Below are 21,251 nucleotides of genomic sequence, written 5' to 3' on the forward strand. Positions count from 1 at the left end.
GGGGCCCCCTCACGGCGCGTCGGCAAGGCCGGGTGCCATGCCCAGCGTGCCGTCGCGGATCGCGTCGCGCAGCCTGCACAGGCGCGCGCTCGGCTCGATGCCCAGTTCCGTCAGGAACAGCTTCCTGGTGACCTGGTAGACGCTGAGCGCCTGGGTGCGGCGGCCGGACCGGTAGAGTGCGATCATCAGCTGTTCGCGGGGCCGCTCCCGCATGCCCCGGTCGGCGACCATCGCGGTCAGTTCGCCGATGACCGCCCGATGCCGGCCAAGGTCCAGGTCCCGTTGCACGCACTGTTCGAGCAACTCCACCCGGCGTTCCTCCCAGCGCACGATCTCCGGCGCGAGCGACCGGCCGCCCAGTCCGGGCAGCACCGGCCCGCGCCAGCACCGCAGGGCCGAACGCAGCTGAGCCAGTGCCTCCTCCCGCTCTCCCCTGGCCTCCGCGTCCCGTACGCGCGCGAGGTGGGACTCCACCCGCAGGGTGTCCAGCTGCCCCGGCTCGAGCCGGATGAGGTAGCCCGGTGACCGGGTGATGATGAACTCGCGCGGGGCTCCCGCCGCCCGCAGCCTTCTGCGCAGCGCGAGCACGCAGATCGCGATCTGGTTGGCCGGGTTCGCCGGCAGGTCGTCGTCCCACACCGCGGCGGCCAACCTGCCCGTCGACACGATTTCGTTGGGATGAAACAGCAACGCGGCCAGCGTGGCCCGTTCGCGGTGCGCCTTCACCGCGACGGGCCTGCCGCCCACCCGCACGTCGAGCGGCCCAAGGACACGGAAGTCGACCGGATCGGTCATTTTGCCCCCTCTGTCGCTCGCCTGGGCGCGATCGGCGCGCGCTTCACGACCGTCGACGACGCTATGGCGTGCCCTTTTCGTCTGCATATCGCGGCTCGGCCCACGGGCTTGCCGGCCCGCTGACCAGCCACTAAGGCGGCATGACACCGGCATTCGTCTGGTGAAAGCTACGTTTTGTGTCAGGCTGAAAAAAATCAGGATGCGGACGTCTGGGGTAGCGCACGCGCCGGTTTGCCCGGCAGCCGGGTGTGCGCCGCCGCCCTGTGGAGGTGAGTTTGCTATGACCCAGCTGGTGTGGGGATATCTGGACGAATACGAACAGGAACGGGACGACATACTGGACGCGGTGGACACCGTCTTCCGTTCCGGCAAACTCGTGCTCGGACCGAGTGTGAAGCAATTCGAAGAGGAGTTCGCCGCCTATCACGGCATTTCTCACTGTGTCGGTGTCGACAACGGGACCAACGCGATCGTGCTGGGCCTGCGCGCGCTCGGGGTGGGTCCGGGCGACGAGGTCATCACCGTTTCGAACACGGCGGCGCCGACCGTCGTGGCCATCGACGCGGTCGGCGCGACCCCGGTGTTCGTGGACGTTCACGACGACACCTGCCTGATGGACGTCGGACAGGTGGAGGCGGCGATCACCGACCGGACCCGGTGCCTGCTGCCCGTGCACCTGTACGGCCAGTGCGCCGACATGGACGCGTTGACCGCGATCGCCGAAAAGCACGGGTTGACCGTTCTCGAGGACTGCGCCCAAGCTCACGGCGCACGCTACCGGGGCAGGCTCGCCGGAACGATGGGTAAGGCCGCGGCCTTCTCCTTCTACCCCACGAAGGTCCTCGGCGCCTACGGCGACGGTGGTGCGACGATCACCGGCGACGCGCAGGTGGACGGAAATCTCCGCAGGCTGCGCTACTACGGCATGGAGCAGGTGTACCACGTCGTTCAGACACCCGCGTACAACAGCAGGCTGGACGAGGTGCAGGCGGAGATCCTGCGCCGGAAACTGCGCAGACTGGACGCCTACATCCAGGCACGCCAGGCGATCGCGGCGCGCTACGCCGAGGCGCTGGCCGGCACCGACCTTGTCCTGCCCCGGATCGCCGAGGGCAACAGCCACGTGTACTACCTCTACGTCGTCCACCACCCGGCACGCGACCAGATCCTCGCGGCGCTGCGCGAGCGCGGCATTTCGCTGTCGATCAGCTACCCGTGGCCGGTGCACCGCCAGAAGGGTTTCGCCCATCTCGGTTACCGCCAGGGCGCGCTGCCGGTGACCGAACGGTCGGCGGAGCAGATCTTCTCGTTGCCGATGTACCCGTCCCTGTCGCGCGGTGACCAGGACAAGGTCATCGACGCGCTGCTCGATGTCCTCGCGACGATGTGAAGGAAGTGGGCGTGACCGAGCGAACAAGGAGATCGCCGGGCGATGTGGTCCGGCCCGTGCGGGACGAAGTGCTGGCCGACGCCGAGGAGTTCCAGCGCTGGTGGACCCAGCGGCACCGCAGCGGAACCTTCGAAGTGACCAAGGTGCCCTTCGCCGACCTCGATCCGTGGAGCTTCGACCTCTCGACCGGGAACCTCAGCCATGCCAGCGGCCGGTTCTTCACCATCGAAGGGCTCCAAGCCGAGACCGGCGGGGTGGCCCTGCGCACCCAGCCGGTGATCAACCAGCCGGAAATCGGCCTGCTCGGCATCGTGGTCAAGACCCTCGACGGGGTGCTGCACTGCCTCATGCAGGCGAAGATGGAGCCCGGCAACATCAACACGCTGCAGCTGTCCCCGACCGTGCAGGCCACTCGCAGCAACTACACCCAGGTGCACCGGGGCCACCGGACCCGGTATCTGGAGCATTTCCTGGGCGCGGACCGGGGGGAAGTGCTCGTCGACGTCATCCAGTCCGAGCAGGGCTCGTGGTACTGGCGCAAGCGCAACCGCAACATGGTCGTGCACGTCGCCGGAGAGGTCCCGGTCACCGACGACTACCGGTGGATACCGCTGCCCCTGGTCTACGACCTGCTCCGGGTCGACAACCTCGTCAACATGGACGCCCGCACCGTGTTGTCCTGCATACCGCCCGGGGACGCCATCGCTCCCCACGACCACGACGACGACCGGGAGGACGACCGGGCGCTGCACGGCCTCGGCGAGATCCTGAGCTGGCTGATCGAGGCGAAGACCCGCTGCGACTGGAGCACCCGCCTGGTCCCGCTGCGCGACGTGTCCGGGTGGCGGCGCACCGAGGACGAGATCGCCGACCCCGACGGCCGGCACTTCCGGATCATCGGGGTCCGGGTCGCGGCCGGGAACCGGGAGGTCACGACGTGGCGACAGCCGCTGCTCGCGCCGTACGGGCCCGGCCTGGCGGCCTTCGTGCTGTCCCGGATCAACGGCGTGCCGCACCTGCTGGTGCAGGCCCGGCCGGAGATCGGCCTGCTGGACATGGTCGAGATGGGACCCACGGTTCAGCTGCTGCCCGGTGAGGACCCTTCCTCGGTCGGCCATCCGCTGCTGAAGGAAATCGCGCTCGGCGGGCTGGGCCGCCCGCGATACGACGCGACGCTCTCCGAGGAAGGCGGTCGCTTCTACCACGCCACGACGCGCTACCAGGTGATCGAGGTGGGCGAGGACTTCCCCGTGGACGTGGCCGACAACTTCCGGTGGGTGAGCCTGCGCCAGCTCATGACGCTGCTGCGGCACGGGCACTACGTGAACATCGAGGCGCGCACGCTGCTCGCGTGCGCACAGGCCGTCCTGTGACCAAGGAGATTCCCATGCAGGTACGCGAACTCGCCGTCGAGGGCGCTGTCGAATTCACCGCCAAGGCCTATCCCGACGACCGCGGGTATTTCGTCTCGCCGTTTCAGGAGGAAGCCTTCGTCGCCGCGGTGGGCAGGCCGTTGTTCCCGGTGACGCAGACGAACGTCAGCAAGTCCCGGCGCGGAGTGGTGCGCGGGGTCCATTTCACCGTCACCCCGCCAGGCGGCGCCAAATACGTCTGCTGCGTGCGCGGGCGGGCGATCGACATCGTGGTCGACCTCCGGGTCGGCTCACCGACGTTCGGGCGGTGGGACAGCGTGCTGATGGACCAGGAGTCCTTCCGCGCGTCCTACTTCCCCCTCGGCGTCGGACACGCCTTCATCGCGCTCGAGGACGACACGGTGATGAACTACCTGGTCTCGCAGAGCTACGTGCCGGAGTGGGAACTGGCGGTGTCCGCCCTGGACCCGGAGCTCGGGCTGCCGATTCCCACCGACATCGACCCGATCATGTCCGAACGCGACACGGTCGCGCCCACCTTGGCCGAAGCACTGGCGGCCGGCCTCCTGCCGGACTACCGGCAGTGCCAGGAACTGACGAGGAACCTGAATGCGATCGGCTAGCGCGGACGAGCGCAGGACCGTCGTGCTCGGCGCCTCGGGCCTGCTCGGTACCGCGATCACCAGGGAACTCGCGGCGCGCCCGGGACGACTCAGGCTGGTCGGGCGGCGGGAACCGGTGGTGCCCGCCGCCCCCCGGGCCGAAGTGGAGGTCCACCGCGCCGACCTCACCGAGCCGGGCGAACTCGCGCGCGCGGTTTCGGGTGCCGACGCGGTGGTGCATCTCGTCGCGCACACCACCGGAGCGGGGCAATGGCGGTCGGCGGAGAACGACCGCGCCGCCGAACGCGTGAACCTGGGCTTGATGCGCGACCTGATCGAGGTGCTCCGGGCACAGGAGGCCGCCACGCCGCCCGCCGTGGTGTTCGCCGGGTCGACCTCGCAGGTGGGCAAGCCGTCCACGCCGTTGCTCGACGGCAGCGAACCCGACCGGCCGATCACCGAATACGACCGTCACAAGCTGGCGGCCGAACGTGCGCTGGAAGCCGCCACCACCGCGGGAGTGGTCCGCGGCTGCACACTCAGGCTGGGCACCCTGTTCACCCAGGGCGCCGTGCCGGGCTCGCTCGACCGCGGGGTGGTCGCCACCATGATGCGCCGCGCGCTCGCCGGCCAGCCGCTCACCATGTGGCACGACGGCACTGTCCGGCGCGATCCGATCTGCGTGGACGACGTGGCGCGCGCGTTCGTCGCCGCGCTCGACCACGCGGACACGCTGGCCGGGCAGCACTGGCTGATCGGTACCGGACGAGCCGTCACCGTGCGCGACCTGTTCACCTCCATCGCCGCCGCGGTGGCGGAACTGACCGGAAAACCGCCGGTCCCGGTGGAGTGCGTGGCACCACCCGAGGAGTCGATCGCCGGCGACCTGGTGGACTTCGTGGCCGATCCCTCGGCCTTCCGCACCGCGACCGGGTGGTCCGCGCGGATCCCGCTACCCGAAGCGCTGGCACGCATGGCTAGCTCCTTCGCGGCGGAAGGGAGCCCTCCCACCACCGGCCGGTGAAGAGAAAGCGGTGCGACGAAACCCGTTGAAGCCGAAAAACTGGGGAACCAAGAATGTCGATCCAATTGGAGTTCTTTCTTTTAGGCGCGCTCGAGGCCAGGGTCGGCGACCGTCCGGTGGTGGTGGGCAGTCCACGGCAGCGGACCATCCTGGCCATGCTCCTGCTGTCCGCGGATCGGGTGATTTCGGTGGACAGCCTGATCGAGGCGGTCTGGAACGGGAGCCCGCCGGCCACCGGACGGACGCAGGTCGCGATCTGCATCGCCGCTCTGCGCAAGGCGTTCAAGGCCGCGGGCTATCCCGGGGAGGTGATCGTCACCGCGGCTTCCGGCTACGTGCTGCGCTCGGCCGAGCATCGTATCGACGCGGTCGAATTCACCGCCGCGGTGCAGGCCGCGCACCTCGCGGTGGAACGCGGGCAGATCGCCGAGGCCACCGACCTGCTGGGCCGGGCACTGAGCCTGTGGTCCGGACCGGCGCTGACCGGCGTGACCGGGTACCCGGTGGAGAGCGAGGCCGCACGGCTGGAGGAAGAGCGCCTGACCGCCTACGAGATGCGGACGGCGTTGCAGCTCGAACAGGGCCAGCACGGCCCCCTGATCAGCGAGCTCGCGGCGATGGTCCAGGAACATCCGCTGCGCGAACAGGTCCGCGCGCAACTGATGCTCGCGCAGTACCGGGCCGGCCGGCGGGCCGAGGCGCTGGAAACCTTCCGCACCGGACGCGATCACCTCGTCCGGGAAATCGGCATCGAGCCCGGGCGGGCGCTGCAGGAACTGCACAACGCGATCCTGGCCGACGACCCGTCGCTCGCCCTGCTACCGCACCTCGGCATCCAGTTCGGCGACGCGCTGACCCCTGCGCAGCTCCCGCCGGACCTTCCCGGTTTCATCGGGCGGGGCCAGGAGTTGCAGATCCTCGACGGGCTGCTGTCAGCCGAGACCGGGAACGCGCCGGCCGTCGGCGTCGTGATGGGTGCGGCCGGCGTGGGCAAGACCGTCCTGACCCTGCACTGGGCGCATCGCGTGGCGCACCGGTTCCCGGACGGTCAGCTCTTCGCCGACCTCAACGGCTACGACGAGCATGTCCAACCTCGCGAACCGCACGCGGTGCTCGAAGTTTTCCTGCGGACCCTCGGGGTCCCGGATGAGCGGATCCCGGACGAACTCCCTGAGCGCGTGGCCCTCTACCGCAGCCTTCTCGACCGACGGCGCGTCCTGGTGGTCCTGGACAATGTCCGCGGCCCCGAACAGATCCTTCCGCTGCTGCCGGGCAGCAGCCGGTGCTGCGTGGTGGCCACCGGACGCAGCGAGGTCGGCAGGCTGCTCGGCGGGCACGGCACGACCCAGGTCCGCCTCGGCGTCATGGCCGAGCGCGAGGCCGTGGAACTGCTGGACGTCGCCATCGGCGACAGCAGGCCGGCCAGCGAGCCGGAAAGTGTGGCCGAACTCGGTAAGCTGTGCGGCCACCTGCCGCTCGCACTGCGGATCTCCGCGACCAGGCTGGCCAGGAAGCCACATTGGACGGTCAAACACCTGGTGAGCCGGCTGAAGGATCATCGGCGCCGGCTGGACGAGCTGGATGCGGACAACGATCTGCGCAACAGCTTCGAACCCAGCTATCGCCTGCTGAGGCCGAACGCGGCGTTGCTGTATCGCAGGCTGGGCCTGCTCGATTCCGCGAACTTCGAGCCGTGGGTGGCCGCCGCCCTGCTCAACACCGATCTGGACCATGCCGAGGACCTGCTCGAGCAACTCGTCGACGCCCAGCTGCTGGACGTCGGTTCCGGCAGGTTCACCGCGCGGTACCGGTTGCACGAGCTGCTGTGGTTGCACGCCCGTGAGCACGCCTTCCGCGAGGAGACCCGCACGCAGTTGCGGGCCGCCAGTGAACGCGTGCTCGGTGGCTGGCTCGCGCTCACCGAAGAGGCGCACCGGCGCGACGTCGGCGATGCCCCGCTCGTCCTCGCCGACGTGTCGCCGCTGTGGCACTGGGATCGTGACTACCTCAACGAGTTGCTGCGTGAGCCCCGCGCATGGCTCGAGCAGGAGCGCGCGTCGATCGTGGCCGCGATGAACGAGGCGGTGCGCCTGCAGCTGGGGAACCTGGCCAGCTGCTTCGCCCACACCGTGGGCAAGCTGTTTCCCGGCCACGACGCGATGTGCCTTTTGTGACGCCGTGGCGCCCGGGCGTCTCAGGGCGGGCAGGAGGTGGACGGCGTCGGATACGGGCCGAGGACGAGGACGGCCTCCTGGCCGCCCTCGGGCTCGACCCCGCATCCGAGGGAAGCGGCGTACTGCCGCATGAGCTCCAGGAACCGGTAGCGACCGGGTACCAGTTCCTGCAGCATGTGCGCGTCCACGAGGTCCTCGAGCAGCGCCCCGGCGGTCTCGAGGCCGACACCGGCCAGCCCGGCGGCGGTGCTGGTGTCGAAGTCGCGGCAGGGGCAGGTGCCCAGGAGCCGGAACATCCGCTGCTGCTCCCGGGTGAGATTGCGGTACGAGACGCCGAACGCGGCGGTCACCCCTCGATCGCCCGCGGTGAGTTCGGCCAGCCGCCGTTTCCCCTCGCGGAGCCGGTCGGCCAGGTAGCCGATCGTCCACACCGGACGGTTGCGCAGCTTGACCGCGGCGCTCCTGACCGCCAGCGGAAGGTACCCGCAGAGACGCACCACCTCCTGGACGGCGTCCCTTTCGGTGCCCGCGCGATCCTCGCCGACGATGCGAGCGAACAGCGCGGAAGCCTGTGGCGGGGACAGCACGTCCAGGGACAGGTGCCCGGCGCCTTCGAGTTCCGCCAGGCGATGGCGGCTGGTGACCAGTGCCAGGCACCGGGCCGTGCCCGGCAGCAGCGGCCGTACCTGAGTGGTGTCAGAGGCGTTGTCCAGCACCACCAGGACCCGGCGGCTGGCGAGTTCGGCGCGCCACAGCGCGGCTCTCCCGTCCAGACCGTCCGGAATGGCCGCGGCGGGCACGCTGAGCGCACGCAGCAGGTCTTCCAAGGCCGTCGACGGATCGACCGGGCGGCGGCCGTAGGTGTGGCCGTGAAGGTCGAGATAGAGCTGGGCGTCGGGGTAGTTCCACGCGAGCCGGTGCGCCAGGTGCACGGCCAAGGCCGTTTTGCCGACCCCCGCCATGCCGTCGATGACCTGGACCGTGGCCGCGCCCGTCGAGGCGCCCGTCGAGGCGGACGGCAGGTCGCCGAGCACGCGCACTACTTCCTGCCGCCTGCCGGTGAAATCGATGACGTCGGCGGGGAGATCGTTGCGCCGGACGAACCGCTTGATCAAGGTGGATCTGGCCATCCCCACGTCGCCGCGCAGGATCCGCTCGTGCAGTTCCCGCAGTTCCGGGCCGGGATCGATGCCCAGCTCGTCGGCGAGCCTGCGGCGGACGTCCTGGAAGACCGCCAGCGCCTCGGCCTGCCGGCTGGCGCGGTAGAGCGCCAGCATGAGCAGTGCCGACAGGTGTTCCCGGCCGGGGTGCAGCGCCACCAGATCCGTGAGTTCGGCGATCGCCTCGGTCGTCCGGCCGCGGTCGATGTGGATCTGCGCGCGCAACTCCTTGGCGGTCAACTGCAAGTCGGCGAACCTTCGTCGCTGGGCCTCCACCACGGGTCCGTCGAGCCCGGTGAACGGATGGCCTTGCCACAGTTGGAACGCCAGGTCCAGTTGCGACCAGGCGGCAGGCAGGTCGCCGTGCTGGTGGCGCTTCCGCGCGGCGACAAGATGCCGCTCGAACATTTCCAGGTCCACCAGCGCCGGGTCACCCCGCAGCAGATACCCCGAGCCGGTGGAGACCAGCACTCTGTACGGCCGGCCCACGCCACGGGCCGGTTCTAGCAGACGGCGCAGCCTGCTGACATAGGTCTGGACCGCGTTGCGCGCGTCCCGGGGCATCTGCCGTCCGTGCCACACCGCCTCGATGATCGTCGCCATCGGCACCGGCCGGTTCATTTCGACCAGCAGTGTCGCCAGCACGGACTGCTGCTTGGCCCAGCCCAATTCGACCTCGCGGCCCGCTCGCTGCACGCTCAGCGGGCCCAGCGCCCGGTACCGCAGCTGATCGTTCACCTCGTTGCCGCCCTCGCGAGGGATCGGCACTTTCTTCGTCACGCTGCCCCCAGCCGACGGTGTGCGATCTTCGAACCTTACGTTTCGCCATGGTATCCATGAAAGGGCAGTACCGCAGGGGGCAGGTGCCGCAGTGGACTAGTCCAAATGACCGAGACCAGCGTCCGCACCAATTGCCCGCCATCGCGCCGCCATCGATTTCGGATTAATCACGGAAAGGTCGCGTGAAATGATGGCAGACACCGTTTTCGGCCGGATATCGAACGTGCCTTCGGCAGCGGCCGGACCAGCGCCCGCGGCCCGCGGAAGGCGCGGCGGGCGTCACCCGCCGGTGACGCCGTTCTCTTCCGATGCCGCCGCCGAGGCCGGCGTGGATTCCTCAGCGGCGGCCTGGCCGGCGCGCCATCGGGAGCCGATCAGGGCGGTGGTGGCGGCGACGACCGCGGTCGAGGCGATGAGCGCCGGGTCGCGGGTGAGCAGGGTGGTGCCGGTCGCCGCGAGCAGCACCGCCAGCACGCCGCGCAGGAACCGCGCGGGGATCCGGCCGGCCAGCAGGCTGCCGACCACGACCGCGGGCACGCTGCCGAGCAGCAGCGGCCAGGCCACCGACAGGTGGAAGTCGCCGATCAGCAGGTGGCCGATCGCCGCGGTGACGACGATCGGCAGCGCCTGGACGATGTCGGTCGCGACGATCGCCGACATGCGTAGCGCGGGGTATGCGAGCAGCAGAGATGCGGCCACGGCCGAACCGGACCCGACGGATGTGAAACCGACGAGCAACCCGGTCACGGCGCCGAGCAGCAGCGTCGGCACCCGGCGCACGGGAACCTGCCGCGGCCCCCACTGCCCGCGCGGGTCCCATTTCGACAGCGCCACCACCATCACGGCGGCGACGGCGAGCAGGATGACGCCCAACAGGATGTTGAGGACCCGCTGCACCACCGGTGTCGTGCCCATGTAGTGGATCACCACCGGGCCGAGGAGACTGGCCGGAACGCCGCCGAGCGACAGCCAGCCGACGATCGGCCAGTGCACGTCGCCGCGCCGCTGGTGCACCACGCTGCCCGTGAGCTTCATGCAAGCGGCGACGAGCAGATCGCTGGACACCGCGGCCGTCGGCGAGAGCCCGAACACCAGCACCAGAACCGGCGTGAGCACAGCGCCGCCGCCCACCCCGCTCATCCCGACCAGAAATCCGACGAGCATCCCGGCTGCCGTCAGCGACAACACCGGATCGACCCCGTTTCCATTGCGTCCCCCATTTACCGAAAAACCGATCCTTTCGCATACTACCCGCACCCGGGGATCTCATTCAGCACAATGGACTACTACTTGCGAAGTGGGCCGTTCGGCGCACGGGCCAACTGGTTCGACCGGACCAGCGAAGCCACGTTGACACCTCGGTTACCGAACAGATAGTTTCAATGCTTGTCTGGACATGGCCGCTGGGGAACCGGTGCGGGCGCGGGGTGATCACGCCAATCTGGTACAGACCACTATCCCGTAAGCGGCGGGCATCGAGCGCACCGAAGTGGACCGGCAGGCGCGAACGGGGAAACACACGGCATCGCGGACTCGCTGCCCGGCGCACGCGGCGCGGACATCTTGACCGGATTGCCGGCCAGCTGGGAGGAGACCTGACCGTGGGCGACCACGAACCGACAACGCAGCTCGCCGGGGCCGAGCCGTGCTGAGCCACTTGCGCCGCCTGGAGGCCGAGAGCATCCACATCTTCCGCGAGGCGGTGGCGGAGTCGGAGAACCCCGTGCTGCTGTACTCGGTCGGCAAGGACAGTTCGGTGCTGTTGCACTTGGCGCGCAAGGCTTTCCACCCCGGACCGGTGCCGTTCCCGCTGCTGCACGTCGACACCACGTGGAAGTTCCGGGAGATGATCGACTTCCGGGACCGGGTGGCGGAGGAGTACGGGCTGCGACTGCTGGTGCACCAGAACCCGGAGTGCGTAAGCCGAGGCATCAACCCGTTCACCCACGGCTCGGAACTGCACACCCGGCTGTGGAAGACCGAGGGGCTCAAGCAGGCGCTGGACGAGCACCGGTTCGACCTCGCCTTCGGCGGTGCCCGGCGGGACGAGGAGAAGTCGCGGGCGAAGGAGCGGGTCTTCTCCCTCCGCTCGGCCGGGCACACCTGGGACCCCAAGCGGCAGCGGCCGGAGCTGTGGCAGCTCTACAACGCGCGCACCGGACCGGGCGAGACGGTGCGCGTCTTCCCGTTGTCGAACTGGACGGAGCTGGACGTCTGGGCGTACGTGCACCTGGAGGCCATCCCCGTGGTGCCCCTGTACTTCGCGGCGGAACGCCCGGTGGTGCGACGCGACGGCGGCCTGATCATGGTCGACGACGACCGGATGCCGTTGGCGCCCGGTGAACGGCCCGTGCCGACCAAGGTGCGATTCCGCACGCTCGGCTGCTACCCGTTGACGGCGGCGGTGGAGAGCGCCGCCGACACCGTCGCGGCGATCATCGCCGAACTGGCGGCCGCCACCACGTCCGAGCGTGCCGGCCGGGTGATCGACCACGACACCGCGGGCTCCATGGAGCGCAAGAAGCGCGAAGGGTACTTCTGATGCTGACCGACACCGGCAAGGACGACAGCGCCGACGTGCTCGAGTTCCTGCGCGCGCACGCCGAAGCGGACCGGCTGCGGCTGGTCACCTGCGGCAGCGTGGACGACGGCAAGAGCACACTGATCGGGCGACTGCTGTACGAGTCCCGTGCGCTGTTCGCCGACCAGCTCACGACGCTGGCCGCGGACTCGTCGCGGTTCGGCACCCGGGGCGGCGAGCTGGACTTCGCTCTGCTGGTGGACGGCCTGGAGGCCGAGAGGGAACAGGGCATCACGATCGACGTGGCCTACCGGTTCCTCACCACACCGCGGCGGCACTTCGTGGTGGCCGACTCCCCCGGCCACGTGCAGTACACCCGCAACATGGTGACCGCGGCGTCCACTTCGGACGTGGCGGTGATCCTGGTGGACGCGCGCAAGGGCGTGCTCACCCAGACCCGCAGGCACACCCGCCTCGTGTCTCTGGTCGGCATCCGGCGCGTGGTGCTCGCGGTGAACAAGCTCGACCTGGCCGGGTACGCGCAGGACGTGTTCGACGGCATCAGCGCCGAGTACGCGGAACTGGCGGCGGACCTGGGTATCGAGGACGTGTCCGCGGTACCGGTTTCGGCGCTGCACGGCGACAACATCGTGCGGCCGAGCGAACACCTGCCTTGGTACCCCGGGAAACCGCTGTTGCGACTGCTGGAGGACATGCCGGTCCAGCGGGTGGGCGAGGGGCCGCTGCGGCTGCCGGTACAGCGGGTCGAACGGCCGGACCCGGACTTCCGCGGCTACTCCGGCTCGATCTGCGGCGGACGGATCGAGGTGGGCGACGAGGTGGCGGTGCTGCCGTCCGGGTCGCGGTCGCGCGTCACCCGGATTCTGTCGGCCGGGCGTGAAGCGACCGCCGCGGGCACCGGCGAAGCGGTGACCCTGGTACTCGCCGACGACATCGACGTCAGCCGAGGCGACCTGCTCTGCGCGGCGGACGACCGCGCACACTCCGGGCGCCGGTTCACCGCCCGGATCGTGTGGATGGCCGAGGAACCGATGCTGCCGGGCCGCCAGTACCTGCTCAAGATCGGCACGCTGCGCGCGGGCGCGCGCGTCACCACGCTGCACCACCGGGTGGACGTGGACACCGGCGAGCGGCTGCCCGCCGCCGAACTGGCGCTCAACGAGATCGCGCTCGCCGAGGTCGAACTCGAGACGGCGGCCGGCTTCGACCGCTACGCCCGCTGTCACGGCACCGGCGGGTTCATCCTGATCGACCGGCTGACCGGACTCACCGTGGGCGCCGGGATGGTCGAGGAGCCCAGTGCGCAATCCGCCGAGGTGCACTGGCAGGACCTGGACATCGACAAGACGGCGCGCACCCTGCTGCACCCGCACCGCCCCTGCGTCATCTGGTTCACGGGCCTGTCCGGCGCCGGCAAGTCGACCATCGCGAACCTCGTCGAACGCAAGCTGTACGCCCACGGCGTCCACACCTACCTGGTGGACGGCGACAACCTGCGGCACGGCCTCAACGCCGACCTCGGGTTCAGCGCCGCGGACCGGGTGGAGAACGTGCGCAGAGCGGCCGAGGTGGCCGCGCTGATGGTCGACGCCGGCCTGGTCGTGCTGGTGTCGCTGATCTCGCCGTTCCTCGCGGAGCGGGCCAGAGCACGGTCGCTGGTCGCACCGGACGAGTTCTGCGAGGTCCACGTCGACGTGCCGCTGGCCGTCGCCGAACAACGCGACCCGAAGGGCCTCTACCGCAAGGCACGCACTGGCGGACTCGCGGACTTCACCGGCATCAGCTCACCGTACGAGCCACCGCCCGACCCCGACATCCGAGTGGACACCACCGCGGTATCGCCGGAACAGGCGGCCGAGGAGATCCTGCGGGCACTGCGTGACCGGGGAACGCTGCAGCCACGAACGAGGCCGTGAGGGGTTCGCAGGGTCGTGCCCTCAAGGTGGCCTTGAGGGCGTTTATGACCCTGAAGGCCACCTTCAGGGCGCCGGGCAGGGTCAGCCCTGCTGGTCCAGGATGCGGGCGAGTTCGGCGGGCTTGTCCAGCATCGGCCAGTGCCACGTCGGCAGTTCGGCGAACTCCCACTGCTCGTCGGCCATGTGCCGGAACAGCGGCATCGCCGCCATCGCGCGCGCCTGTTCGGCGGTGAAGCTGGAGAGGATGCCCAGCCGCGGCAGCTTTTCCCAGGCACCGGTGAGGTGCACGGGTGAAGTCGCCGAAGCCCACGGATGCGGCACGGTCCGTTCCTCGAGCGCCTTCAGCATCGCCGGATCGAGATCGGGCACGGCCGCCGCGACCTGGGCCCACGGGGGCGGCGGCAGTTTCCAGCCCTCACCGGCCGAGGCCACCAGTTCGGCGTTGCGTGCCTGCTCTTCCGGCGAGCCGAACTCCGCCTGGGCGGTGCCGTCGGGCAGCGGGCCGGTGTCGACGAACACCAGCTTCTTCACCCGCTCCGGTGCCCGGTCCGCCACCGAGGTGATGACCACGGCACCGGCGTAGCTGTGGCCGACCAGGACGACGTCGTGCAGATCCTCGAAGCGCATCAGGTTGAGCACGTCCTCGACGTGCACCTCCAGGTCGGTCTCGGGCCGGGCCAGGTGCACCCGCTCCCCCAGGCCGGTCAGGCTGAGCGGGTGCACCTCGTGCCCCCGGGCCCGCAGATCTTCGGTCACTCCCCGCCAGGCCCAGGCGCCGAGCCACATTCCGGGAATGAGTACGTAGGTTTTCGTCATACCCCGACCGTAAGGTCAATACCGGGCAGAACCCGCCCGCTTTCGGGGAAAAGGACTCCATCGTGAACCGACCGACCGCCCGCGTGCTCGCCCTGCTGGAGATCCTGCAGGCCGGGGGCACCCGCACGGTGCCCGATCTCGCCACCCGGCTCGGTGTCGACGAACGCACGGTCCGCCGCTACGCCGGGCATCTGAGCGACCTCGGCGTTCCCGTCGAGGCACGGCGCGGGCGCTACGGCGGCTACCGGCTCGCACCCGGCTACAAACTGCCGCCCCTGATGTTCACCGACGACGAAGCCCTCGCGGTGCTGCTCGGGCTGCTCGCGGGAAAGCAGGCCGGGCTGGTCACGACCGCCGCGGAAAGCGCCTCCGCCAAGGTGCGCCGCGTGCTGCCCGCCGCGCTGGGACGCCGGCTGGCCGCGCTGCTCGACACCGCCGGGTTCACCTCACCGCCGCGCGCCGTCGCCCCGCCGGGCACGGACGTCCTGCTCACCCTGGCCGAAGGCGCGCGGCGCGGGCAACCGGTCACCATCACCTACACCAGTTGGCGCGGCACACCGAGCGAACGGGTCCTCCACCCCTACGGCCTGGTGTTCCATTCAGGACGGTGGTACACCACGGGCGCCGACGCGTCCCGTGGCGAGGTCCGCACCTTCCGCCTCGACCGCATCGGCTCCGCCACCCCCGCCCCGGGCCGGTTCGACCCGCCCCCGGACTTCGATCCGGTGTCGCGGGTGCTGTCGGGACTGGCCGGGGTGCCCTACCCGCACGAGGTGTCCGTGCGGCTGCGCGCCGGGATCGAGGAGGTGCGCCGCCGTGTCCCGCCCGGCATCGCGACGCTGACCGAGACCGCCGACGGGGTGCGGCTCGTGCTGCGGGCCAACCGCCTCGACTGGGCGGCCGGGGTGCTGGCCTGGCTCGGCTACCCCTTCGTCATCGACGGCCCGGAAGAACTGCGCGCCGAGGTGCGCGGCCTCGGCACCCGGCTCACCGAGTGGGCCGCGGAGTGAGCGGCGCCGCGATCCCCCCGGTCATTTCATCCGCCTGAGGCCCTCGTCGAGGAACCGGATCATCCAGTCGAAGCTCTCCTCCGGATCGCCGCTCCACCGGAACGCCCGGGAAGCCTGCAGCGTCGCGAAGCCGTGCAAGGTGCAGCGGATCGTGCGCATGGCGTGATCCAGCTGTCCCGGCTCGAGGTCGTAACTGCTCAGCATCGCCTCGACGGAACCGACCACCCGCGAGCTGGCCCGGAAGAGTTCGTCTTCGGGCCCCGCGAAGTCGGTGCTGATCGTGGCCGTGTACCGGCCGGGATGCGCCGTCGCGTAGAACCGGAAGGCCTCCGCCAGCGCGGCGAGCGCGTCGCGGCCGGCCTTTCCCTGCATCCGGTCGCGGATCTCGTCACCGAGTTCGGACACGGCCAGCACGGCGATGCGGCGCTGCAGGTCCGCCAGGCCGTCGACGTGCTTGTAAAGCGAAGGAGTGCGGATACCCAGCCGCTCGGCGAGCAGCCCCATGGTGAGCTCGCGGTAGCCCACCTCGTCGACCAGCTCGGCACCGGCACGGACGACGTCGTCGAAGGTCAGACGCTTCCTCGCCACCCGGCTCACCGGTCCGAAGCGGACATGGCGTGCTCGCTGAGGAAGGGCACCACGGCCGCGGCGATCTCGTCGGGGAACTGGGTGTGCGGGTAGTGACCGGCGCCCTCGATCGCGCACACCTGTCCGAGCCCGGCAGGCAGTTCGGCGACGATGCCCGCCGCTTCGGCGAGGGGGTCGGTCCAGTCGGGGTCGAGCGTGCCCATGACGATCAGCGCCGGGCAGCGCACGTTCGCCAGTTGCGCTCCGGCGTCGGTGGGTTTCGCGGTCGCCATCTTCTTCAGCACGGCCATCCGGCCGGGCTCGCCCAGGCTGGTCCGCAGCGCCGCGATCGCCTCGGCGTAGTCGGCCGGCCTGGTCCCCGGATAGGCGTGGTCGAGGTAGCGGACCCAGTGGCCGAGGCTGCCCATGGCACCGACCGTCACCAGCCTCAGTCCCTTGCGGTACCTGCCGTTGCGGAGCAGCCCGCCGAGGTTCAACCGCTGCGCCCGGGTGAACGAGCCGATCTCGACCACCGCACTGACCAGTCCGGGTTCCTTCGCCGCCGCGATCGTCGCGGCGCCGCCGGAGAACGAATGCCCGACGATCGCGGCCGGACCGCCCAGCCGCCGGATCAGGGCCAGCAGGTCTTCGGCGACGTCGGTGCGGGTGTAGGAGCTCCATCCGGTGCTCGACTCCCCCTGGCCCCGTAGGTCGGCGTTCGCCACCCGGAAACCCGCGGCGACCAGGCGGGGAGCAAGGAAGCGGAACGCCTGGCGGCGGTCGCCCATGCCGTGGGAGAGCACGACCAGCGGCCCCTCGCCGGCGACCTCGTAGGCGATCCGCTCTCCGTCGCGCTCCAGGAACTCGGTCATCTTGATCCTCCCAGTTGGCTAATCTGTGTAGCTAAAAGCTAATTGAATTAGCCTCAAGGGTCAAGACCCCCATCAACCACACGGCAGTGCCCCCCCGCGCGCGAAATAAAACGAAAATGACTATCGTTAGCAACGAGTGAAGACGGGTCCACCGTAGGCCAGTCACCAGCGTGGGAGGTGGCGCCGTGGTGGCCGAACCGCGCACGGAAGGGATGAAACTCCGACATGGCTCGAAACGCCGCAAGGCCGATCGTCAAGGTCCGCTCCACCGCCGGAACCGGCTACACCTATGTGACCCGCAAGAACCGCCGCAACGACCCCGACCGGATGGTGCTGCGCAAGTACGACCCGGTCGCCCGTCGGCACGTCGAGTTCCGGGAGGACCGCTGACGACGAGGAGATCGAGCGTCAGCAGGTCGGCCCGGTGAGCGGTGAGCAGCCCGCCGACACCCGGAACCAGCACCAAGGAGGCATCGATGAAGGTCCGTAACTCGCTTCGTTCGCTCAAGCGGAAGCCCGGCGCTCAGGTCGTCCGGCGGCACGGCCAGGTCTTCGTGATCAACAAGCGGGACCCGCGCTTCAAGTCTCGCCAAGGCTGAGCGCGGCCGACGGGCCCGTGCCTCGCGACGATCGAACTCGTCGCGAGGCACGGGCCCCGGCCGACCTCGACCGGGTTTCGGCGATCCTGCGCCGCATCCAGTCCGCCATCTCAGTCCACACGCGACTCCTCGGGAACCGGAAAACCGTTGCCCCCGGCCAGAATCCGCAGCGCAGTGCGCAATCCCTCGCGCTGTTCGCGCGTGAGCGCGGCGGTCAGCTCGGCGTCGACGGCGTGCGCCGCCGCGACACAGCTCTTGAGCAGGGCCCGCCCGTCCCCGGTCAGCGACAGGACCTGACGCCGCCGGTCACGGGGGTCCCGCTCGCGGACGATCGCCCCCAGCCCGGCCAACTGGTCCGCGAGCGTGACCACCAGGCTGGGCGCGACCCGCATCCGCTGGGCGATTTCCTGCTGCGATGCGCCACCTCCCTCGTCGAGCACGGCCAGCAGGCCGACGTGCTTGAGCGTCAGTGCGTGCTTCTCGAAACGCTCCGCGACCGCCGCGTTGGCGGTGGCGCCGAGCACGCCGAGCCGGAACGCGATCGTGCCGGTCAGCGGAAGACCCTTGACATCCTTCACGCCGAGAATGCTAGTCTCAGTCAATCATTCGACGCTAGAACGATTCCAGGAGAGAACGAATGGCCGCGAAGTCCGCCAAAGGGTTCCGCACCCTCGCCATCGCCAACGCTCTCGGCGCCGCCCTCTCCGTGGGCTCGGCCGTGGCCGGCCTGATCAAGCCGGAACTCGCACTGCCCGGGGCGAGCGGGAACGCCCTCTCCGGCATCTACACCCAGGCCTACGTCGCACGAGCGGTTCCGCTCGGCCTCGCCGTGCTGTGGCTGCTCGCCACGCGCCATCGTGCCCTCAAGCCGGCACTCGTCCTCGCGGGCGTCGTTCAGGCCGGAGACTCCGCCATCGGCCTTGCGCACCACAACTCCGGGATGACGGCCGGCGCGGCCGCGGCGGCCATGCTCCACCTCGGTTCGGCCTGGTGGCTCGCCCGCGCGGACCGCACGGCCGCTCCCGCCCCTGCCGCCGCATGATGTCCACAGTGGCCACCGACGCGGGGATGGTGCTGTCCCTGCTGCTGGAACTGTCGGTGTACGCCGCCACCGGATACTGGGGTTTCACCCTTCGGAAACCATGGCCTGTGCGCTGGCTCGCCGGCCTCGGCGTGCCCTTGCTGCTCGCCATCGCCTGGGGGCTCTTCGCCGCGCCCCGAGCGTCCCTCCCGCTGCACGGTTTCCCCCGCGGCGCCCTGGACGTCCTGTGGTTCGGCACCGGTTGCGCCGCCCTCGCCGGGCGGCGGCGCCGGGCGCTCGCCGCCGCGTTCGCCATCGTCTATCTGGTCGACCTCGCACTCTGACGGCTACCCCTTCGGCTCCGGCGCCTCCTCGGGGTGGTGCCGGTCGAACTCGTGCACGGCGGTCCGCTGGGTGCGCACGCGCAGCAGTCCGTCGTACGCCTCGTCCTCGGTTTCGTGCATGCCGAGTTGCACCGCCCGGCGGATCTGTTCCCGGTTCTCCCGCACCACCGAAGAGAAGAACTCGTCGACCCGCGGGTCGAGCAGCACTTCGAGCAGCACGCGGAACGAGGTGTCGACCACGGCGCGCACCATCTCGCCGTGGAAGGGCAGCCGCCGGAGCTTGCCCAGTTGAGGATCCTCGGACAGCTTCTCGGTGATGATGGCCATGAGCTCCGCCCGGTGCGCGGTGAGCGATCTGGCCAGATTCTCCGGATAATTGCCCGTTTCGAGCACCTTGACCACCTCGTCGAGCACCGCGATGGTGACCGGCTTCTTCACCGCCCGCACGATCGGATCGGACAGCTTGTCCACCAGGCGATAGGTGAACTGCTCCCCCACCGTGCGGTCGATCGCCCGGCCGATGCGCACCAGCAGCAGCATCGCGAGGACGAACCGGTGCCCGATCAGCGCCGGGTTCGTGACCGGGATCATCGCGAACAGCTCGTACCAGTTGCGGACCAGGAAACCCCGCGCCCACCCGCGTTTACGCCACCGCCACAGGAAGTCCCCGAGGAACACCGCGCAGACGGCGGAATCCGCGGCGAAGATCCACCACACCGTCTCGTGGTCCGGCTGGCCGAACAGCACGTACCCGAGCAGGCCCACCGACAGTACGGACAGGGCGAACATGACCCAGTCGTCGGCGCGGACATTGCCGGGAAGGACCCCGCTGTTCAGCTCCGGCTCGCCGGCCTCGCTCAGGTTGGGCATGCCCGATGATCGCATGCCCCGGCACGCCGCCGGGGCGGCCCACGACCGCCCCGACATGATATCCATCCAAGATATTATGAGTTTCATAGTAACTGGAGTACGGTGGGCTCATGGCACAGCAAGAAGCACAGAGCTACCGGCGCAAGGTCAACCGCATCAACAAGATGATCACTGGCCTCCAGCGGGTCGGGATCGCGTTCGGGCCGATGTATCTGCTCACCGTGCCGGGCCGCCGCTCCGGCGAGCCCCGCACGTTCCCGCTCGCCGTCCTGTCCCTCACCGGCGGGCGCTACCTCATCCAGGCGTTCCCGAAGGCCGCCTGGGTGGCCAACGCCCGCGCGGCGGACACCGCCGTCCTCACCCGGGGACGGCGGTCGAAGACGGTCCGTCTGGTGGAGGTGCCGGTCGAGGAGCGGCCGCCCCTGCTGCGCGAGGTGGTACGGACCAGCCCGCCCAGTGTGGGCAGGCGATACGTGACCACCGGCCTGGCCGAATCCCCCACCCCCGACGGCGTCGCCGCCGCCGCGGAACGGATCGCGGTGTTCCGGGTCGAGCCGGTGTGAAAGGCGAAAGACCGCAGGTGCGGCAGAAAGGTCCTCAGGGAAGCCACGCGCGCAGGCGGTCGAGGACGCGGGTTCGCGCCAGGGCGAAGGCCGCGGCGTCGAACGCGGGCGAATCCCGTTCGGCGAACCAGTGCCCGGCGTTGTAGCGATACGTACGCACCTCAGCCCCGGCGGCGCGGAAACCGCTCTCGGTGGCGGCCAGGTCCTCCTCCGGGAAGTACTCGTCGCCGGGCGCCACGTGCAGGTGCACCACGCGGGTGCGGGTCGCTTCGCCCCGGGGGGGCGCCCCGCCGTAGAACAGGATCAGCTCGTCCGGGCCGGCCTGGCCGCGTGCGGTGAGGGAGCACGCGAAGTCCGCGCCGAGGGAGAAGCCCATCGCCGTCCACGGACGCTCCGCCGCCGTGAGTTCGTCCGCGCAGGCGCCGATCAACCGCAAGGCCGACTCGGTGTCCATACCGTCGCGGGCGGCCTCGGCCTCTTCGATCGTCGTGGCGATCTTCCCGCCGTACAGGTCCGGCACCAGCACCCGGCGGCCCGCCTCGGCGAGGCTTTCGGCCCACTCGACGACCGCCGCCGTCACACCCCACCACGGGTGGAGCAGCAGCACTCCCGGCCGGTCGTCCATCCCGAACCGGCGTACCGAATCCCCCACCGCTGACCCTCCTCGCCCCTGACCTCCACGGACCGGCGGATCGTATCAGCGGAGTCCGACAAAACCGGGCCGCTCGGAGCGGGTGCCCCACGCACCGGAAAGAACGGCCGCACCACCGGCAGGCGAACTGTCCCGTTTCCCGCCGCGGGCACCGTCTCCTGTCCTACCCTCGACCTCCGTG

At 70.0% G+C, this 21,251-nt stretch carries 22 protein-coding genes; 13 read left to right on the plus strand and 9 right to left on the minus strand.

The features are described 5' to 3' along the window. Window positions 1–9: 9 nt before the first annotated feature. Window positions 10–795, minus strand: a complete 786-nt coding sequence (locus ORV05_RS18105; RefSeq protein ID WP_268440611.1) for an AfsR/SARP family transcriptional regulator — start codon at window positions 793–795, stop codon at window positions 10–12. A gap of 280 nt (window positions 796–1,075) precedes the next feature. On the opposite strand from ORV05_RS18105, the gene ORV05_RS18110 reads away from it, so the two are divergent. The 5 genes from ORV05_RS18110 to ORV05_RS18130 are packed head-to-tail and all read left to right on the plus strand — an operon-like array spanning window position 1,076 to window position 7,358. Then, window positions 1,076–2,185: a DegT/DnrJ/EryC1/StrS family aminotransferase gene (locus ORV05_RS18110; RefSeq protein WP_268440612.1), complete on the plus strand. Its 1,110-nt coding sequence runs from the start codon at window positions 1,076–1,078 to the stop codon at window positions 2,183–2,185. Between the two features lie 11 nt (window positions 2,186–2,196). Then, window positions 2,197–3,558, plus strand: coding sequence for an NDP-hexose 2,3-dehydratase family protein (locus tag ORV05_RS18115; RefSeq protein WP_268440613.1), 1,362 nt, complete (start codon window positions 2,197–2,199; stop codon window positions 3,556–3,558). A gap of 14 nt (window positions 3,559–3,572) precedes the next feature. Further along, the gene (locus ORV05_RS18120) at window positions 3,573–4,181 is read left to right on the plus strand and encodes a dTDP-4-dehydrorhamnose 3,5-epimerase family protein (protein ID WP_268440614.1); all 609 of its coding nucleotides are present in this window, start codon (window positions 3,573–3,575) and stop codon (window positions 4,179–4,181) included. Continuing rightward, window positions 4,168–5,184: an NAD-dependent epimerase/dehydratase family protein gene (locus ORV05_RS18125; RefSeq protein WP_268440615.1), complete on the plus strand. Its 1,017-nt coding sequence runs from the start codon at window positions 4,168–4,170 to the stop codon at window positions 5,182–5,184. The genes ORV05_RS18120 and ORV05_RS18125 overlap by 14 nt, the downstream gene beginning before the upstream one ends. A 53-nt stretch (window positions 5,185–5,237) precedes the next feature. Then, a complete protein-coding gene (locus ORV05_RS18130; protein WP_268440616.1) occupies window positions 5,238–7,358 on the plus strand; it encodes an AfsR/SARP family transcriptional regulator in 2,121 nt (706 codons plus the stop codon). A gap of 20 nt (window positions 7,359–7,378) precedes the next feature. On the opposite strand, the gene ORV05_RS18135 is transcribed toward ORV05_RS18130, so the two are convergent. After that, window positions 7,379–9,298 carry an AfsR/SARP family transcriptional regulator gene (locus ORV05_RS18135; protein ID WP_268440617.1) on the minus strand — a complete coding sequence of 640 codons (1,920 nt, stop codon included), beginning with the start codon at window positions 9,296–9,298 and terminating at the stop codon, window positions 7,379–7,381. Window positions 9,299–9,577: 279 nt separating this feature from the next. Next, window positions 9,578–10,486 carry a sulfite exporter TauE/SafE family protein gene (locus ORV05_RS18140; RefSeq protein WP_268440618.1) on the minus strand — a complete coding sequence of 303 codons (909 nt, stop codon included), beginning with the start codon at window positions 10,484–10,486 and terminating at the stop codon, window positions 9,578–9,580. 457 nt (window positions 10,487–10,943) lie between these two features. Between ORV05_RS18140 and cysD the strand changes: the two genes are divergently transcribed. Together cysD and cysN are read left to right on the plus strand one after the other, a co-directional pair. After that, window positions 10,944–11,840, plus strand: coding sequence for a sulfate adenylyltransferase subunit CysD (gene cysD / locus ORV05_RS18145; protein ID WP_268440619.1), 897 nt, complete (start codon window positions 10,944–10,946; stop codon window positions 11,838–11,840). Continuing rightward, a complete protein-coding gene (gene cysN, locus ORV05_RS18150; protein ID WP_268440620.1) occupies window positions 11,840–13,756 on the plus strand; it encodes a sulfate adenylyltransferase subunit CysN in 1,917 nt (638 codons plus the stop codon). Before cysD ends, cysN begins: the two co-directional genes overlap by 1 nt. Window positions 13,757–13,837: 81 nt before the next feature. Here the strand turns inward: cysN and ORV05_RS18155 are convergent, their stop codons facing one another. Then, complete coding sequence (locus ORV05_RS18155) at window positions 13,838–14,572, minus strand: alpha/beta fold hydrolase (RefSeq protein ID WP_268440621.1); 735 nt, start codon at window positions 14,570–14,572, stop codon at window positions 13,838–13,840. 62 nt (window positions 14,573–14,634) lie between these two features. Here ORV05_RS18155 and ORV05_RS18160 point away from each other — a divergent pair, with 62 nt between their 5' ends. Next, window positions 14,635–15,582 carry a helix-turn-helix transcriptional regulator gene (locus ORV05_RS18160; protein WP_268440622.1) on the plus strand — a complete coding sequence of 316 codons (948 nt, stop codon included), beginning with the start codon at window positions 14,635–14,637 and terminating at the stop codon, window positions 15,580–15,582. A gap of 21 nt (window positions 15,583–15,603) precedes the next feature. Here the strand turns inward: ORV05_RS18160 and ORV05_RS18165 are convergent, their stop codons facing one another. Next, entirely contained in the window at window positions 15,604–16,170 is a 567-nt protein-coding gene (locus ORV05_RS18165; RefSeq protein WP_268440623.1) for a TetR/AcrR family transcriptional regulator, read from the minus strand. 5 nt (window positions 16,171–16,175) lie between these two features. Next, window positions 16,176–17,021: an alpha/beta fold hydrolase gene (locus ORV05_RS18170; RefSeq protein WP_268440624.1), complete on the minus strand. Its 846-nt coding sequence runs from the start codon at window positions 17,019–17,021 to the stop codon at window positions 16,176–16,178. 225 nt (window positions 17,022–17,246) lie between these two features. On the opposite strand from ORV05_RS18170, the gene rpmG reads away from it, so the two are divergent. Both rpmG and ykgO read left to right on the plus strand, forming a co-directional pair. Next, window positions 17,247–17,411, plus strand: a complete 165-nt coding sequence (gene rpmG, locus ORV05_RS18175) for a 50S ribosomal protein L33 (RefSeq protein WP_268440625.1) — start codon at window positions 17,247–17,249, stop codon at window positions 17,409–17,411. An 86-nt stretch (window positions 17,412–17,497) separates the two neighbouring features. Next, window positions 17,498–17,620: a type B 50S ribosomal protein L36 gene (ykgO, locus tag ORV05_RS18180; RefSeq protein WP_268440626.1), complete on the plus strand. Its 123-nt coding sequence runs from the start codon at window positions 17,498–17,500 to the stop codon at window positions 17,618–17,620. A gap of 110 nt (window positions 17,621–17,730) precedes the next feature. Here the strand turns inward: ykgO and ORV05_RS18185 are convergent, their stop codons facing one another. Continuing rightward, window positions 17,731–18,198: a MarR family winged helix-turn-helix transcriptional regulator gene (locus tag ORV05_RS18185; RefSeq protein WP_268440627.1), complete on the minus strand. Its 468-nt coding sequence runs from the start codon at window positions 18,196–18,198 to the stop codon at window positions 17,731–17,733. A gap of 59 nt (window positions 18,199–18,257) precedes the next feature. Between ORV05_RS18185 and ORV05_RS18190 the strand changes: the two genes are divergently transcribed. After that, the gene (locus ORV05_RS18190; RefSeq protein WP_268440628.1) at window positions 18,258–18,662 is read left to right on the plus strand and encodes a hypothetical protein; all 405 of its coding nucleotides are present in this window, start codon (window positions 18,258–18,260) and stop codon (window positions 18,660–18,662) included. After that, complete coding sequence (locus ORV05_RS18195) at window positions 18,659–18,985, plus strand: YrdB family protein (protein WP_268440629.1); 327 nt, start codon at window positions 18,659–18,661, stop codon at window positions 18,983–18,985. Before ORV05_RS18190 ends, ORV05_RS18195 begins: the two co-directional genes overlap by 4 nt. 3 nt (window positions 18,986–18,988) lie before the next feature. On the opposite strand, the gene ORV05_RS18200 is transcribed toward ORV05_RS18195, so the two are convergent. After that, a complete protein-coding gene (locus ORV05_RS18200) occupies window positions 18,989–19,774 on the minus strand; it encodes an ion transporter (RefSeq protein ID WP_268759803.1) in 786 nt (261 codons plus the stop codon). A 191-nt stretch (window positions 19,775–19,965) separates the two neighbouring features. Here ORV05_RS18200 and ORV05_RS18205 point away from each other — a divergent pair, with 191 nt between their 5' ends. Beyond that, window positions 19,966–20,418, plus strand: a complete 453-nt coding sequence (locus ORV05_RS18205) for a nitroreductase/quinone reductase family protein (RefSeq protein ID WP_268440630.1) — start codon at window positions 19,966–19,968, stop codon at window positions 20,416–20,418. Between the two features lie 34 nt (window positions 20,419–20,452). Here the strand turns inward: ORV05_RS18205 and ORV05_RS18210 are convergent, their stop codons facing one another. Continuing rightward, window positions 20,453–21,070, minus strand: coding sequence for a dienelactone hydrolase family protein (locus tag ORV05_RS18210; RefSeq protein ID WP_268440631.1), 618 nt, complete (start codon window positions 21,068–21,070; stop codon window positions 20,453–20,455). Window positions 21,071–21,251 lie beyond the last annotated feature (181 nt).

Source organism: Amycolatopsis cynarae (assembly GCF_026802195.1).
GTDB classification, from domain to species: Bacteria; Actinomycetota; Actinomycetes; order Mycobacteriales; family Pseudonocardiaceae; genus Amycolatopsis_E; species Amycolatopsis_E rhizosphaerae.